The sequence below is a fragment of the Variovorax humicola genome, from assembly GCF_037889915.1.
Taxonomy (GTDB): Bacteria; Pseudomonadota; Gammaproteobacteria; order Burkholderiales; family Burkholderiaceae_C; genus Variovorax; species Variovorax humicola.
Genome location: NZ_JBBKZV010000048.1, coordinates 15,658 through 30,495, shown reverse-complemented (window position 1 = coordinate 30,495; position 14,838 = coordinate 15,658). Strand labels below are relative to the sequence as shown.

Annotated in this window: 17 protein-coding genes and 1 pseudogene; 6 read left to right on the top strand and 12 right to left on the bottom strand. The window is 66.0% G+C overall.

Annotation, left to right across the window (positions count from 1 at the left end):
• Positions 1 to 7 precede the first annotated feature (7 nt).
• Positions 8 to 79 (top strand): FAD-linked oxidase C-terminal domain-containing protein, encoded by a 72-nt coding sequence (locus WKW80_RS37620; RefSeq protein WP_422823030.1) that lies wholly within the window; start codon positions 8 to 10, stop codon positions 77 to 79.
• Between the two features lie 682 nt (positions 80 to 761).
• On the opposite strand, the gene WKW80_RS34420 is transcribed toward WKW80_RS37620, so the two are convergent.
• The 7 genes from WKW80_RS34420 to WKW80_RS34390 form a co-directional block, all read right to left on the bottom strand.
• On the bottom strand, positions 762 to 1,337 hold the full coding sequence (locus tag WKW80_RS34420) for a helix-turn-helix domain-containing protein (protein ID WP_340368062.1): 576 nt from the start codon (positions 1,335 to 1,337) through the stop codon (positions 762 to 764).
• A gap of 38 nt (positions 1,338 to 1,375) precedes the next feature.
• Positions 1,376 to 1,525, bottom strand: a complete 150-nt coding sequence (locus WKW80_RS34415; protein ID WP_340368061.1) for a hypothetical protein — start codon at positions 1,523 to 1,525, stop codon at positions 1,376 to 1,378.
• A gap of 138 nt (positions 1,526 to 1,663) precedes the next feature.
• Positions 1,664 to 2,164 carry a helix-turn-helix domain-containing protein gene (locus WKW80_RS34410; RefSeq protein ID WP_340368060.1) on the bottom strand — a complete coding sequence of 167 codons (501 nt, stop codon included), beginning with the start codon at positions 2,162 to 2,164 and terminating at the stop codon, positions 1,664 to 1,666.
• Positions 2,165 to 2,241: 77 nt separating this feature from the next.
• On the bottom strand, positions 2,242 to 2,919 hold the full coding sequence (locus WKW80_RS34405; RefSeq protein WP_340368059.1) for a DUF599 domain-containing protein: 678 nt from the start codon (positions 2,917 to 2,919) through the stop codon (positions 2,242 to 2,244).
• 9 nt (positions 2,920 to 2,928) lie between these two features.
• On the bottom strand, positions 2,929 to 3,366 hold the full coding sequence (locus WKW80_RS34400; RefSeq protein ID WP_340368058.1) for a DUF6691 family protein: 438 nt from the start codon (positions 3,364 to 3,366) through the stop codon (positions 2,929 to 2,931).
• A 10-nt stretch (positions 3,367 to 3,376) separates the two neighbouring features.
• Positions 3,377 to 3,811, bottom strand: a complete 435-nt coding sequence (locus WKW80_RS34395) for a YeeE/YedE family protein (RefSeq protein WP_340368064.1) — start codon at positions 3,809 to 3,811, stop codon at positions 3,377 to 3,379.
• Positions 3,811 to 4,134, bottom strand: coding sequence for a metalloregulator ArsR/SmtB family transcription factor (locus WKW80_RS34390; RefSeq protein WP_340368063.1), 324 nt, complete (start codon positions 4,132 to 4,134; stop codon positions 3,811 to 3,813). The genes WKW80_RS34395 and WKW80_RS34390 overlap by 1 nt, the downstream gene beginning before the upstream one ends.
• A 91-nt stretch (positions 4,135 to 4,225) precedes the next feature.
• Here WKW80_RS34390 and WKW80_RS34385 point away from each other — a divergent pair, with 91 nt between their 5' ends.
• Positions 4,226 to 5,128: an MBL fold metallo-hydrolase gene (locus WKW80_RS34385; RefSeq protein ID WP_340368057.1), complete on the top strand. Its 903-nt coding sequence runs from the start codon at positions 4,226 to 4,228 to the stop codon at positions 5,126 to 5,128.
• A gap of 854 nt (positions 5,129 to 5,982) precedes the next feature.
• Here WKW80_RS34385 and WKW80_RS34380 read toward each other — a convergent pair.
• Genes WKW80_RS34380 through WKW80_RS34360 form a run of 5 tightly spaced genes read right to left on the bottom strand, consistent with a single transcriptional unit; the run spans position 5,983 to position 9,682 of the window.
• Positions 5,983 to 7,329 carry an ATP-binding protein gene (locus WKW80_RS34380; RefSeq protein WP_340368056.1) on the bottom strand — a complete coding sequence of 449 codons (1,347 nt, stop codon included), beginning with the start codon at positions 7,327 to 7,329 and terminating at the stop codon, positions 5,983 to 5,985.
• Positions 7,329 to 8,000, bottom strand: a complete 672-nt coding sequence (locus WKW80_RS34375) for a winged helix-turn-helix domain-containing protein (protein WP_340368055.1) — start codon at positions 7,998 to 8,000, stop codon at positions 7,329 to 7,331. The genes WKW80_RS34380 and WKW80_RS34375 overlap by 1 nt, the downstream gene beginning before the upstream one ends.
• A gap of 33 nt (positions 8,001 to 8,033) precedes the next feature.
• Positions 8,034 to 8,765, bottom strand: a complete 732-nt coding sequence (locus WKW80_RS34370; RefSeq protein ID WP_340368054.1) for a cytochrome b/b6 domain-containing protein — start codon at positions 8,763 to 8,765, stop codon at positions 8,034 to 8,036.
• Positions 8,737 to 9,222: a diheme cytochrome c gene (locus tag WKW80_RS34365; protein WP_340368053.1), complete on the bottom strand. Its 486-nt coding sequence runs from the start codon at positions 9,220 to 9,222 to the stop codon at positions 8,737 to 8,739. The genes WKW80_RS34370 and WKW80_RS34365 overlap by 29 nt, the downstream gene beginning before the upstream one ends.
• A 40-nt stretch (positions 9,223 to 9,262) precedes the next feature.
• Entirely contained in the window at positions 9,263 to 9,682 is a 420-nt protein-coding gene (locus tag WKW80_RS34360; RefSeq protein WP_422823029.1) for a DUF1924 domain-containing protein, read from the bottom strand.
• 163 nt (positions 9,683 to 9,845) lie between these two features.
• On the opposite strand from WKW80_RS34360, the gene WKW80_RS34355 reads away from it, so the two are divergent.
• The 4 genes and pseudogenes from WKW80_RS34355 to WKW80_RS34340 form a co-directional block, all read left to right on the top strand.
• Positions 9,846 to 10,574, top strand: coding sequence for an ABC transporter ATP-binding protein (locus tag WKW80_RS34355; protein WP_340368051.1), 729 nt, complete (start codon positions 9,846 to 9,848; stop codon positions 10,572 to 10,574).
• A gap of 7 nt (positions 10,575 to 10,581) precedes the next feature.
• Positions 10,582 to 12,972, top strand: coding sequence for an ABC transporter permease (locus WKW80_RS34350; RefSeq protein WP_340368050.1), 2,391 nt, complete (start codon positions 10,582 to 10,584; stop codon positions 12,970 to 12,972).
• Positions 12,973 to 12,979: 7 nt separating this feature from the next.
• Complete coding sequence (locus WKW80_RS34345; RefSeq protein WP_340368049.1) at positions 12,980 to 14,194, top strand: efflux RND transporter periplasmic adaptor subunit; 1,215 nt, start codon at positions 12,980 to 12,982, stop codon at positions 14,192 to 14,194.
• A gap of 36 nt (positions 14,195 to 14,230) precedes the next feature.
• Positions 14,231 to 14,431: pseudogene (locus WKW80_RS34340) on the top strand (ATP-dependent zinc metalloprotease FtsH); the annotation flags it as partial.
• Between the last annotated feature and the right edge of the window lie 407 nt (positions 14,432 to 14,838).

Sequence of the window (14,838 nt, the reverse complement as noted above, 5' to 3'; positions counted from 1 at the left end):
CATCGAGATGCTATTGATGCGGAAGGTGAAGGCTGGGCTGGATCCGCAAGGCCTGATGAATCCGGGGAAGCTGTTCTGACCCTCAATCGCCGGAGTCGCACCGACCGGCGTCTGAACAGCGCTGCTCAGGTGATCGTTGTGCACCCGCAGGCAAGGCTGCGCCGTTGGCGGCCTGCTACGCCAAGGCGTAGAAAAAAGCAAATGTGTTCACAGGTGCCAGAGGCCGCCGCTGAAGCCGTGCGGTACTGGGCTATCACATCAGCGTGAATCGCGAGTACTCGCGTAATGTTGCGGCCGAAGAGATGTTGCCTTCGGGCATGGTGCCGGTGGTCCTTGCAATGTGGGGGCGACCCGGCGCGCACACATAACTTCGACACCTGCGCTGACTTACAGCTCCCGCATGAAGTCCAGCACCGAAGTGATGGGGCGATTTCGTCTTACCGCCTCCGGAAGGCCAGAAATGTCCACGCACGCGAGAGCCTTGGCCTTCATCTCTAGGTCGACCTCGGCGTAGATGTTTGTGGCGTCCAGCGAGACGTGGCCACCTGCCTGGATGGCTCCAGGCACTCATGGTGCCAAAGACTTCGGATGGTCGCGTGCCTTTCGCGATTCCCTGGCAGGGCAAGCTGCTCGCGGGCACGACCGACGTGCATGTGGCTGAAGCTCAATCAGACCCACTTCCCGGGATCGATGAAGTACGACTGGCTGGTGGAGTTTGATATCAAGGCGGCCTTGGATCGGTCTCCATAATGCCCCTTGGTTCATGACGCCTCGTCGAATAAGGTGGGTTGATCGTCCAACACCTTGATGCGCAAGCCCTTTTTGCCGTCCGCGGCAGGACGAGCACGGCATCGAGCTCGCCGCGTTGGACACGGTGCAACACCGTTTGCCGGGCGACGCCCAGGCGCTTGGTTCGCTTCCTGCATCATCACATAGCCCTTGGGAACCTCTTGCACGAGACGGCGCCTCAGTGCGTCGTTGATGCGGATGCGCCATGGCGCGCCGGGTGTGAGCTGCTCGCCTGCGATGAAGCCTTCATTGAGCCAACGGTGGACGGTCGACGCGGCGAGCCCGAGTTCGCGGGCGGCCTGGCGCACGCTCACGAGTTCACCGGCGACAGGCTCGGCAGAGGTCGCGTACCGAGGAATGTTCCAGTGGCGGCGCAGACTGCCAACGAGGTTCTGCGTGAAGCGCAGGCCGCGCGCCGTGGTGCGCTCCTGCCTGTTGAGGATGCCCGCGATGGTGGTGTCATCGTGATGCTGGGCCAAACGCCGCACCAAGCCGATCGTGTCCTCGTCGGTGTGCCCCGTGGCTGGACGGGAACGCGGCAGGCTCACGTCGAACTCGGTGAGCGCGCCGCCGCGCCAGCGCAGCTTTACCAGCGCGCGGTCCTGCAGCGGCCGAACACCTTGGCGCGATGCACGTCCAATGCTGCCAAGTAGGCCCAGGCGCCGCCGCGTGCGTACTCATGCTCCACGCGCATTGCCTTGCCCGCCTCGGTGGGTAGGCTGGGATGCAGGCGCATCCGAGCCTGGATGCTGGTCTTCTCGTCAGTGGAGATGACGAACTCGTCCAGGCGCAGCGCCCGTCCTTGCCAGCGCCGTTCGTACAGGTCCAGGATGCGACCGGCCTTGGCCTGGAAGTCCGGGTCGCGTGGAAAGATTCAGCAACGGTGCTGCCAAGGGCGAATCGCGTCCTCGTGCAACCAACGCCAGACCGTGCTGCCACTGATGCGCGCCACCAGGCCCGAGCGCTGCGCGTGTCGCGCTACGTCGGCGACGCTCAGGCGCGACAGTGGCAAGCCCAAGGTGGCCGGCAACTCGCAGGCGAGCGCCTTGATCTCAACCGTGACCTCTGGGGGAAAGACCCGAGGACGTCCCGGGCGGGCTCTCTCTTCGAGACCCGCCAATCGCTCTTTGAAGAAGCGCTGGCGCCACTTACTGACCACCTCGCGCCGGGTGTCCAGCCGCGCGGCAATCTCGTCGTTGTCCATGCCGTTGGCGGCCATCAGGATCATTTTGGCTCGAACAACCTCGAAATACGGCAACGTATATCTGGTCGCGCGACGATTCAACTCCGCCGGTGTCCAAAGACAACTCGATAGGAAACGGACTCTTCCTTGGCATCTGCAACCCTCGGTTGAAGGATCGCAACAAGATGCCATACGAGGCAGAAATTATCAAGAATATACGTAACCGTATTTAAGAAACAGCCTACTACGGCTCGCCTGCTTGACGACGGTCAAGGAATCGCCGGACCGCCTACGACACGAGTGGGTTCGTCCGTGCTCCCAAAGCGGTCGAAGCTGATCAACACCGCGACGACACCCAGCGCGGCAACGGGGCCTGCGGCGGGATGCAAGATGGATGCCAGGACGGGTGCGACCAGAACTAAATGCCTGAGTCCCCAACTGTAGAGGATGCCGGCTCTCCGCACGTAGGTCTTGCCGGCATCGCTCCAGCGATTTCGGGCATCGGAGTCGACCGGCATCGCGCTGATGAACCCCGCATGGTTGTAGTAGCGCACCGCCATGACCGACGACAGGAGCGAGGCGAAGAGCAGCGACATGAGAACGAACTCCAGCGCGAGCCGCACTGTGAACGTCGGCAGCCCGTGTGCGTCGCCAAAGGCCGAATGCAGCGAGGGAGCGGCCAGGGTCGCGCTGCCCATCAACGCCAGCGCAGCCGTCGATGCGGTCATCGTGGCCGACATCAGTGAGTTGCGAAGCGTTTGCACAGCCAGGATTTCCGAGCCCTTCTGCGCCGAGACGGCGTCGAACCATTCCTCGCGCAGCGCAGCATGCGCCGTGCGCGCAAGGCGCTTGGGCCTTTGGCGATGCCCGAAGGCCAGGGCGATCTCGTAGGACACGAGGATGGCCACCGTGGCGAGCGCCGCAAGCCAGGCCGTCATGTTCGTCATCGGCCGACCTCAGGCCGCGTGCGGCACCGGCGCGCGCTTGCGGCGCTCGAAGAGTTCGAACGCGCCCATGCCCGCCAGCATCGCGGCCACGAAAATGAGCGCCTTGACTTCGCCCATTCCGAGGGAAACGAGTGCCGGGCCTGGGCAGAAGCCTGCGACGCCCCAGCCAATGCCGAAAAGCACGCTGCCGAGAACCAGGCGGCGGTCGATGTGGCGCGCCGAAGGCAGTCGCATCTCAGCGCCGAGAAAGGACTGCGCACGACGGTTGGCCACCGCGAAGGCGACCACGCCCACGGCGATGGCGCCCGCCATGACGAAGGCCAGGGAGGGGTCCCAGTGACCCGCGAGGTCCAGGAAGCCGAGCACCTTGGCCGGATTGGCCATGCCGGACACGATGAGGCCGAGGCCGAAGACCAAGCCGGCAAGCAGCGAAGCGAAAGCAATCATGAAGGGCTCCTCAGATACCGAGCAGATGGCGCGTCACGAACACTGTGACGAAGCCGGCGCCCATGAAGGCGGCCGTGGCGACGAGCGAGCGGGGCGACAGTCGAGACAACCCACAGACGCCGTGCCCGCTGGTGCAACCGGACCCGTAACGCGTGCCAATGCCCACGAGCAGCCCGGCCAGAATCAGAGAGCCATTCCCGGCTTCGATCTGCGGCTTGGGGACCGCCGCGAACAGGAGGTAAACCAGCGGCGCACCGATCAGGCCCAGGACAAAGGCAATGCGCCAGGCGCTATCACCCTTGACCGGCCTGAGCAGACCGCCGAGCACCCCGCTGATGCCGGCGATGCGACCGTTTAGCAGCACGAACATCGCCGCGGCGATGCCGATGAGAACGCCGCCGGCTAGTGATGCGAGCGGTGTGTAGTGGTTCCAGTCGATGGACATCATTCATCCTTTGGACAGTAAAGACGGTAGAGAAGCGCGAGTATTTCGAGCATCGACGCGTCGGCCACGCTGTAGAAGATGCTTTTCCCCTCTCGACGCGTGTGGACAACCCCTTCGTTGCGGAGAACACCGAGCTGCTGCGACAGGGTCGGTTGTCGGATGTTCAGCGTCTGCTCGAGGTCGCTCACGCACATCTCGCCTTGCGAGAGCTGACACAGCAAGAGCAAACGGTCTTCATTGGCAAGTACCTTGAGGGCGCCGACCGCTTCGCCGGCGGCGCTGCGCAGTGCTTCGGGGTCGATGACATGAGACGATCTTTTCATTTGTGACGGGGCGATGATTTCGATTGACATATTATGTATGAAAATATAATATCAGTCAATCGATTGAACGTCTCATCCACGAAACAAACTTATGGCACCCCGCACGACAACCCAAGGCTTCTTCGACCCCAATACATGGACGGTCTCCTATGTCGTCTGGGACCGCGCGACGCAGCGGGCCGCGGTCATCGACCCGGTGCTGGACTTCGACTTCAAGTCGGGACACACCAGCACGGCTTCGGCCGACCGCCTGCTGGCCTATGTCCGGGACAAGGGCTTGCAGGTTGACTGGATTCTGGAGACCCATGCGCACGCCGACCACCTGTCCGGCGCACGCTATGTGCAGGCGCAGGTTGGCGGCCTCATCGCCATCGGCGAAAACATCCGCACCGTGCAGGCGACTTTCAAGAAGCTCTACAACCTCGAGCGCGGCTTTCTGCCGGATGGCAGCCAGTTCGACCATCTCTTCAAGGACGGCGATGTCTTCAGGATTGGCGAGGTCGAGGCCACCGCGATGCTGGTGCCGGGCCACACCCCGGCCGACATGGCCTATCTGGTGGACGGCTCCGTCTTCGTCGGCGACACGCTTTTCATGCCCGACGTCGGCAGCGCGCGCGCGGACTTTCCTGGTGGCGACGCACGCCAGCTCTACGCATCGATGCGCAGACTGCTGGACCTGCCCCCCGCAACCACGATGTACGTCTGTCACGACTACCCGCCCTCGACCCGACAGCCCCGTTGGCAGACCACTGTCGCAGAACAACGAGCCCACAACATCCATGTCCGCGACGGGATTGGCGAGGATGCCTTCGTCGCCATGCGCACGGCGCGCGATTCAGCCCTCGAGGTACCGACGCTCATTCTTCCGTCGATTCAGGTCAACGTGCGGGGCGGGCAGTTGCCGCCCCCTGACGACAATGGCGTCGCATACCTTCGCATTCCGCTGAATGCGCTCCCTGTGCACCAGCACCTCGAGGGCAAGCAGCAAACCTGAACCTGGCCAACGGGCTCGCAGTCCACAGCGGCATCATGGGCACGGTCAGTTGGTCGACAGCAGTATCGAAGTCCACAGGACGCCCTGGGGGGCGCCACAGCAGTTCGTCTACTGTTTTTGCAAGCCGCAGCCGAAATAGTCAGCGGCCGCGGCCGCCACTTCAAAGAGCTTGCCGGGGACAGTGCGAATGGCAAGGCCTTGGCTTGCGGCGGAGGCCGGCTAAGCGAATGTCGCCGCTGGTCCGCTCAGACTACCGTTGCGGCATGATGTCGTGCATGTGTTGGTGATGGTCAGCCATCGCATCAGGTCCATGGTCCGAAAGGTGAGCGTCAAACCAGGCATGCAGTGACGAGACAAGTTTCGGGTCGACGGTCCGATTGGTCAGCTCCGCCCACCATCCACCTCCAAAAGTCGATGGCAATCTGTCCCGGCGTGGCCGCCTGGAGTTGCGAAAGCCCGGACATCTGGCCGCCATGGATATGGGACGGTCCCGAATAGTCATTTGAGGAACTGGCCTTGAATTTCGTGAACATGTGCGCGTATCAGATCAACCTCCCGCTTCTCGGCGGGGTTCTTGGCCACGACCCGCTGTAGCGCAGAATCGCAAGCGCAAGTCGACGACGTCGTTGATGGCATGGACGACGAAGTATGGTCCATCCTGAGTTGGACCCACTCGGACCGCTTCGACCGGTGCGGGCAATCGCAGCCTTGGCGCCTCGTCGCGCCCAGCCGGAGAGGTCAACCGTGAAACTCACAATGACTGTAAGCTTCGCATCGAGGGCGATGCCGCCGTTCAGGACAAGATGGCGAAGAGCAGCGATGCGGAGACCATGCGTGCACTCCCCGAACGGTACTCAGCCGGCGGCCCACTCGACGCTAACCGCGAGGCCGCCCAGGCGGATCGACCGCCCGATGCGCACCACGGCCTGCTGTGCGGACGCGACGCGCCGCACAATGGACCACCCCAGGCCGCTGCCGCTCTCGCCGCTGCCGAGCACGCGGAAGAAGCGCTCTCCGCACCGCGCGATGTCTTCCTCCTTCATGCCGGGGCCGCTGTCCTGGACCCTGAGCCGCACATGGTCTTGCGAGCGCTCGACTTCGATGTGGATCGCTGCCCGCGCCGGGCTGTAGCGGATCGCGTTGTCGACCAGATTGCGAACCAGTACCGCAAACAGCGTCGGATCGCCCCGAACTGGGCAATCGTCCGTCGCGTCGACTTCAATGCACTGCTGCTTGTGGATAGCCGCCGGCGCGGCCTCGGCGACCACGCCGCGCACGAGCGCGCCCAGTTCCACCGGCTTGCTTTCAAGGTCAGCGCCCGCCTCGAGGCGCGACAGCGTCAGCAACTGCTCGACCAGACGCGTGGCCCGGTCGCAACCGGTGAGCGTCGCTTCCAGCGCATGGCGCCGCCGGGCATCGTCCGCCTCGGCGAGCGCGACCTGCGCCTGTGTGCGGATGGCGGCGATGGGTGTGCGCAGCTCGTGAGCGGCGTCGGCGGTAAAGCGGCGCTCCGACTCCAGGAGTTCGCCGATGCGGCGGAACAAGCCGTTGAGTGCATCGAGCATCGGCGTCATCTCTGACGGCGCACCTTTGAGGATGACCGGGCTCAGGGCCTGCGGCCCGCGTCTCGCGAGCGTCTGCCCGAGCCGTCTGAGCGGCAGCGTGCCGCGACGGACCGCCCACCACACCGAGAGCCCCAACAGGGGCAACGCCACGAATACCGGCCAGAGCGTGCTTCGCATCACGGCCCACAGGATGGAGGATCTCGAATCCACTCGCTCGCCCACATACACCTGCACATCGCGCTCGCTGCCGTGGGCTGCGAAGACGCGCCATGTCGCCCCGTCGATCCGGGTCGTGTTGAAGCCCGACTTGAAGTACCGCCCGGGGTCGATCATCGGCAGGGGAGGGGCGTTGGCGGACCGCAGCGTCAGCCGTCCTTCATGGAAGACCTGGAAGGCCACCCTGGGTGCGTAGCGATGCAGCACCGGGGCCTCGACATTCTGGTCGTCCTCGGATGGCGCTTGCATCTGTTGTGCAACCAGCAGCGCAGCGCCTTGCGCCAGATGGCCGTCGAGCAGTTCGTCCAGTTCGTGGCGCACGTCGAGCCAGGTCATGACCGCGGTTGCCAGCCACACGCACGCCACCAGGCCGAGCACGAGCAACAGAAGACGGCCCTGGAGCGAGCGGGGCATCGTCATCAACGGCCCGGCTTCTCACGCACGAGCACGTAGCCCACGCCACGCACGGTCTGGATCAGCGAGGCGCCGAGCTTGCGGCGCAGGTGATGCACATGCACCTCGATCGCATTGCTTTCCACTTCCTGCCCCCAGCTGTACAGATGCTGCTCGATCTGTTCGCGCGAAAGTACGCGACCGACGTTGAGCATCAGCGCGTGCAGCAGAGCAAATTCACGAGACGGCAGTGCGACCGGCTCCCCCGCAAGATGCACTGTGTGCGCGGCTGGATCGAGTTCGACATCCTGGGCGCAAAGGCGTTCCTGGGGCTGACCATGAGCGCGGCGGATGAGGGCACGCAGGCGCGCCGCGAGTTCATGCAGGTCGACGGGCTTGACGACGTAATCGTCGGCGCCGACATCGAGCCCGCGAATGCGGTCGGGCACCCCATCGCGGGCGGTCAGTACCAGGATGGGAATCGTGATGCCCGCCTTGCGCACGGCGGCGAGCACAGGCAGGCCGTCTTTCAGCGGCAGGCCCAGGTCGAGCACGGCCGCCGCATACGGCTCGGCGCGCAGTTCGCGCTCGGCGGCTTCGCCGTCCCGCACCCAGTCGACCCGGAAATCGAGCTGGCGCAGGCCCGCGCGAAGCCCGTCGCCGAGCAGAGAATCGTCTTCGGCCAGCAGGATGCGCATGGGGGAATTGCGAGGGGCAACGGGGCCGCGTTGTCAGTCGTCGTCCCGGCCCTGCATGACCGCCTTCCCGGACACGGTGGCCGGGCCGTTGGCAACGCCTGTCGGTGCGCTCTTCCACTGCGTCCACCAGAAGCCGAGCACCGCCACCATCATGAGGATGCCGACACTGCGCCAGGCGCTGCGCACGCCGTCCACGGGGTGGCCCGTCTTGCGGCCTGTGACCATGGCGCCGATCAGGTTGTCGCGATGAAGCCAGGTACCGAACAGCACGCCGACGATATGAATGCCGACCACGCCGAGCATGATGTTGGCTGCGGCTTCATGGAACTCTTCCAGCCACTTGCCTCCCATGTCCTCGTAGGTGGCCCAGCCTGACGACGTCACCGCGAGCGCCAGCCCGAGCAGCGCGACGATGGCGATGGCGCCTGCGGGGTTGTGTCCCGTATGATGCCGCGCGCGTCCGCCAAGCATGCCGCGGATGTAGGCCGTGACGGCGCGCGGCCCGCGCACGAAGTTCGAGAAGCGCGCATAGCGCGTGCCGACGACACCCCACAAGAGACGGAAGACGACAAGCCCAGCCATCGTGTACCCGAGCGTCACGTGCACCAGGCGCCACGATTCGTGTTCCGCGGTAACGTAGGCGCCGGCAAAGCACAGCACCATGAGCCAGTGGAAGACGCGCACCGGCACATCCCAGACGAGGATCCTGCCGGACTCCGGTCCCGCTGTGTCGCGTTCAGCGGGGGATGCGGACGTTGTGTTCATTGAAGTCTCCTTGATCGGCTTGGGTGTGGCAGGCTGCGCAACTGGCAGCGCTCCTGACATTGGGCAGCTTCCAGGTGGCGGGCGACACCTCACGGTGTTCCCGGATGAACCAGGCCGAGCGCGTGATGCGGTCTTCCGGCGGTGGCTCGCTCTGGCGCCCGCTGGTGGCTGCATTTGCGGTCAGCCACTTCGCCAGCGCAGTCGCCGTGCCAGGGTCCAGCGAGGCGTCGGTGCCGTAGTGGCGGGGAAGGTTGGCCATCACTCGGTGCCAGGACGCCGCCGGCAGCAGGCCGGGCGGGTAGGCGATATGACAGGCCGCGCATTCCTCGCGGTACTTCGGCAGCAAGGGCGTGCGTACCACGCGGTCGCCCTCCTCCGCCCACGCCTTCGTGCCGCCGAGCGCGGCGAATGCGCAGGCCCACGCGCCTGCATGGAGGAGGGACAGTCGGTCAGTCATGCTGGGGATTCCTGAGTGAAGTGTCGACATCGCCACTGACTCAGGGCTTGAGCTTGATCAACCAACTCAACACATCGGCCTTCTCCGCAGCGGTGCATTCGCGGCCCACAACGTCATTGCAGTTGCGGCGGAACCACTTGTCCGCCTTGGCGACTTCGGTGAACCGCCCGGGGTTGAAGGCCGGGGCGAGAGCGGCGATCGGCTTGCCGGTGGCGGCGTGCCGGCCGGGCACCGTGGGCACCGCGCCGTGGCACGAGGCGCAGCTCCAATCGCGGCCGTGGCGGCTGTTGAACAGCAACTGTCCTCGTTCGGGGTTCGGGGCGGCTCGTGCTTCCCCGACGTAGCCGGCGAGCAGCGTATCGGGGGTGGCAGCGCCGGCCGCGGGCGCGGCGACGATGGCGGCAATCCAGGCCGCCGCGGCGGCGGACCGGCAATATGCAGCTCGGTGCGATTTCAACATGCTCATGACGACTCCTTGGATGGGGCAATCGTGTCGTCGCGGGATTAGCATTTCCTTAACGCGGCGCCAGCAATCCGGTGTTTCCGACACGGATTGCGCGCTCAGTCCACCGCCGCTTGACCCAAGTCAAGGGTCGGGACCGCCCCGCGCTGGAACATCGGCCATGGCCGCTCCACCGTCGTCGCCACCTCCGCCCGTCTTTCGTGCCCGGCGCTTGGGCAAGACCTACCGCGCCGGCGATGTGGAAGTCGTCGCCCTGCGGGAGGTGGACCTGGACATCGCAGCCGGCGAGTTCGTCGTGCTGCTCGGGCCTTCGGGCAGCGGCAAATCGACCCTGCTGAACATCCTCGGCGGCCTCGAAGTGGCCACCACCGGCAGCCTCAGCTACCTGGACCACGACCTGACCGCCGCCGGCGACGACGCGCTCACGCGCTACCGGCGCGACCACGTCGGCTTCGTGTTCCAGTTCTACAACCTCATTCCCAGTCTCACCGCCTATGAGAACGTGGCGCTGGTGACCGACATCGCGACCAATCCGATGCCCATCGACGAGGCGCTGGAGCGGGTGGCGCTGTCGGCCCGGCGCGATCACTTTCCGTCGCAGCTGTCTGGCGGCGAGCAGCAGCGCGTGGCCATCGCGCGTGCGATCGTCAAGCGGCCTCAGGTGCTGCTGTGCGACGAACCCACCGGCGCGCTGGACTATGCGACCGGCAAGCTCGTGCTCGACGTCATCTCGCGCATCAACCTCGAGCTGGGCACCACCGCGCTGGTGATCACGCACAACGCGGCGATCGCCGGGATGGCCGATCGCGTCGTGTACCTTGCGGACGGCAGGGTCCAACGTGTCGAGAACAATGCCAGGCGCGTGACATCCGCGGAGCTCGCGTGGTGAGCCGCCAATGAAAACGCTCGACCGAAAGCTCCTGCGCGACCTGCGCGCGATGTGGAGTCAGGCGCTGACCATCGCACTCGTGGTGGCCAGCGGCGTGGGCGGCTTTCTCACGAGTCTTTCGGCCGTCGATTCGCTGGCGGTGGCGCGCGACACCTTCTACGCGGAGGGACGCTTCGCGGACGTGTTCGCCACGGTCAAGCGCGCTCCCTTGGCACTGGTCGAGCAGCTTCGCGGCGTGCCGGGTGTGGCCGACGTGCAGCCGACGATCGAAGAGTTGGTGCGCATCGACATCGCTGGCACCAGCGATCCCGTGCTGGGCCAGTTGATCGGAGTCGATCGTCGTCAGCCGCCGCGCTTGAACCAGATCGCCATTGTCCAGGGCCGCAGCCTGTTCGACCGGACTGCCATCGACGAGCCTATGCGCGAGATCATCGACGTGCTGGTGTCGCAGGGCTTTGCCCAGGCGCGCGGCCTGCACCCGGGCGACACGGTGGGCGCCCTGGTCAACGGCCGCAAGCGCCGACTGCGCATCGTTGGCCTGGCCGTGTCGCCGGAGTTCGTCTTCGCCGGGCTCTGGGGCATGCCGGACCAGCGCGGCTTCGGGATCTTCTGGGTCGATCAGGAAGCACTGGCCGCCGCGTACGACATGGACGGCGCGTTCAATACGGTCGCCGTGCGTCTCGCGCCCGAGGGCGCGCGCCGCATCACGGAAGCCGAGGTGATCGACGCCCTCGCGCAGCCGCTGGCGCGCTACGGCGGCGCCACGCCACGCGGCCGCATCGACCAGATCTCACACGCGATGCTGGACAACGAGATCAAGGAGCAGCGTGTGCTCGGCACGGTGCTGCCGTCGATCTTCCTGGGCGTGGCCGCCTTTCTGCTGAACGTGGTGATCTCGCGGCTCGTTGCCACCCAGCGCGAGCAGATCGCCGCACTGAAAGCGTTGGGCTATGCGAACAGGGCCATCGCGGCGCACTACCTCAAGCTGGTGCTGCTGATCGTCGCGCTGGGCGTGGCGCTGGGCATCGGACTCGGCGACTGGCTGGGGGCAGGCTTCGTCGGTCTGTACGCGGAAGTCTTCCATTTCGCGCACTTTGAGCATCGCATGGACCCGGCACTGGTGCTGCTGGCCGGCGGCCTGACGCTGGGCGCTGCCGTGCTCGGCACCCTCTCGGCGATTCTTGCCACCGTCCGACTGACACCGGCCGAGGCCATGCGCCCCCCGGCGCCCGGCCGCTTCCGCCGCACGCTCGCCGAGCGGCTTGGCTTCACCGGCCTGAGTCCCGCGCTGCGAATGATCCTGCGCAACATGGAGCGCAAGCCGCTGCGCACCGGCCTGTCGATTGGCGGCATCGCGGCGGCGCTGGCCATCGTCGTGATGGGCAACTTCTTTCGCGACGCCATCGAGATGATCGTCGACAGTACCTTCGCGCTGTCGATGCGCAGCGACGTTTCGGTCTGGATGACCGAGCCGGGCGACGCTGCGATTGCGCTGCAACTCGCGCGGTTGCCGGGCGTCCTGGCCCAGGAGTCGCTGCGCGACGTGCAGGTCATGCTCGTCAACGGGCCGCGGCGCCAGCGCGTGATGATCCGGGGCGGACCGGTGCACAGCGAACTGCTGCAGATCGTCGATATCGACGGCCTGCAGACCCTGCCGCATGGCGATGGCATCGTCCTGACCGATCGCCTGGCCGACAAGCTCGGCCTGCGGGTGGGCGATGCGGTGCGTGTCGAAGTGCAAGAGGGTCGCCGCTACGACCTCACGCTGCCGGTGGAGGCGACCGTGCGCGAGATGATGGGCCTGAACGCCTACATGAACCGTGCCGCGCTGAACCGTGCACTGGGCGAGGGCGACGTCGCAACGGGCTTCGTGCTGTCGCTCGAACGCGGCAGCGAGGCGCGCTTCCTGCAGGCCACGCAGGGCCTGCCCCGCGCAGCGGGCGCGTTCAGCAAGGCGACGATGTTGCGCAACATGCGGGAGGTGACGGCACGCAACATCCTCATCATGAGCACGGTGCTGACCCTTTTCGCCGTCGTCATCGCCGTCGGCGTGGTCTACAACAACGTGCGCATCGCGCTCGCGGAGCGGTCCTGGGAGCTGGCGAGCCTGCGGGTGCTCGGCTTCACGAGGGCGGAGGTATCGGCGCTGCTCCTGGGCGAGCTTGCGCTCGGTATTGCCGTGGCATTGCCGCTCGGCATGCTCGGCGGCTACGGGTTGGTCCGCGTCATCACGGGCCTGCTGAAGTCCGACCAGTTCTTCTTTCCGGTCGTGATCCTTCCGCGCACCTACGCGCTGGCGGCGCTGGCGGTCCTGGCTGCAGCAGTCGCGAGCGCGCTGGTCGTCAGGCGGCGCATCGACCGGCTCGACATGGTTGCTGCCTTGAAGACGCGGGAGTGAGCGTGACATGAAGCGCAATACGCTGGTGATCATGGTGGGTGCGGGCGCAGTGCTGGCGGGCCTGCTGGCATGGGCGTTTGCGCCACGTCCGATCGCCGTCGAAGTCGCGACGGCCGCCGTCGGGCCTTACGAGCAGTCCATCGTGGAAGACGCCCGCACGCGGCTGCGCGATCGATACGTCGTCACCGCGCCGCTGGCGGGACGGCTGGCGCGCATCATCCTGCGTGAGGGCGACGCGGTGGCAGCCGACGACACGGTAGCGACGCTGACGCCGATTCTGCCGCCGATGCTCGACGAGCGCACCCAGCGTGAACAGAACACCCGCGTGGAGGCCGCCGTGGCCGTCGTGCAGCGCGCGGATGCCAATGTGCAGCGTGCGCGCGTCGGACTGGAGTTGGCACGCGCGGAGCTGCGTCGCACCGAGCAGCTGGCACGCGAGAACTTCATCGCGCCGGCCAAGGTTGAGACCGACCGTCTTTCGATGCAGGCCGCACAGAAGGAGCTCGAAGCGGCGCTTCAAGGTCGCCACGCTGCGGAGCATGAACTGGAGACTGCGCGCGCGGCGCTGCTGGTGTCGCGAAGTCCTTCGGCTCAGGTCGCCAGCTTTCCGCTGCGCTCCCCGGTGGCGGGGCGCGTGCTCAAGGTGATGCAGCCGAGCGAGACCACGGTGGCACTGGGGGCGCCCGTGCTCGAGATCGGCGACATCGCGAAGCTGGAGATCGTCACGGAGCTGCTGACCACCGACGCCGTGCAAACGCGGATGGGCGCGCTGGTGCGCATCGAGCGTTGGGGCTCGCCCGTCGCGCTCGAAGGTCGTGTGAGTCGCATCGAGCCGGCAGCGTTTACCAAGATCTCGGCGCTCGGGATCGAGGAGCAGCGCGTCAATGTGCTGATCGACATCACCAGTGCGCCGTCATCGTGGCAGGCACTGGGGGATGGATACCGCGTGGGCGTTCGGATTGTGACCGTCGCCCACCCTTCGGTGCTGCGCGTCCCGGTGAGCGCGGTGTTCCCCATGCCCGGCGAAGGCATGGCAGCGTTCGTCGTCGCGGAAGGGCGGGCACGACTCGTGCCGGTGGACATCGGCGGGCGCAACGGTGCCGAAGCCTGGGTGCTCGGCGGTATCCCGGCGGGCGCGAAAGTGATCGTCTATCCGCCGGCGGCGCTGCGCGACGGCGCCCGCGTGAAGACACGCAGCGTGCCCCTTGCGCAGCAGGGCTGAACCCCTACCCTACACTTTGCAGGCCAACAACAACTGGACAGGGTGCATGCCAGGAAGATCCGCCTTGACGCCGGCACCGATCTCGACCAGGTCGCCGCGATCGCCGTCGGCTTTGCCGGCGCCGACCTGGCGAACCTGGTGAACGAGGCCGCGCTGATCGCCACGCGGCGCAATGCGGACGGTGTGACCCTGTCCCATTTCACGCAGGCCATCGAGCGCATCGTGGCGGGCATCGAGACCGCTTGGCAAGCCTCGTCGTCAGGGGCGGAGCGAACGCCGTTGCGTGTCGTGCATCGCACTTTCTCCCTGCTCGACATCGACAAAGACGGCCCTGCTCGATGTCGCTCGATTCAACCCGCAGCAGATCGCCCGCATGCCCGACCTCCTGGCAACCGAACCACAATCGCCCGCGACCGGCGCCCCCATCGTTGATGCTGCCAACCGCTTCATTACGCGTGGCGGCTCCTGGCAGTCTGATGATCTTCTTTTACGCCGGATTGATGCCGCAGCCTTGGGGCAGCCATGTCGGCGGGTTCGAATGCTCCGTTGCGCTGTACCAACTTACATGCCCCAGGGCGGTTGTGAATCCTGGCCGGCCCGGATGTGCGCGATTGTTGCTCGCGCAATCCGAGCATCAGCACCGG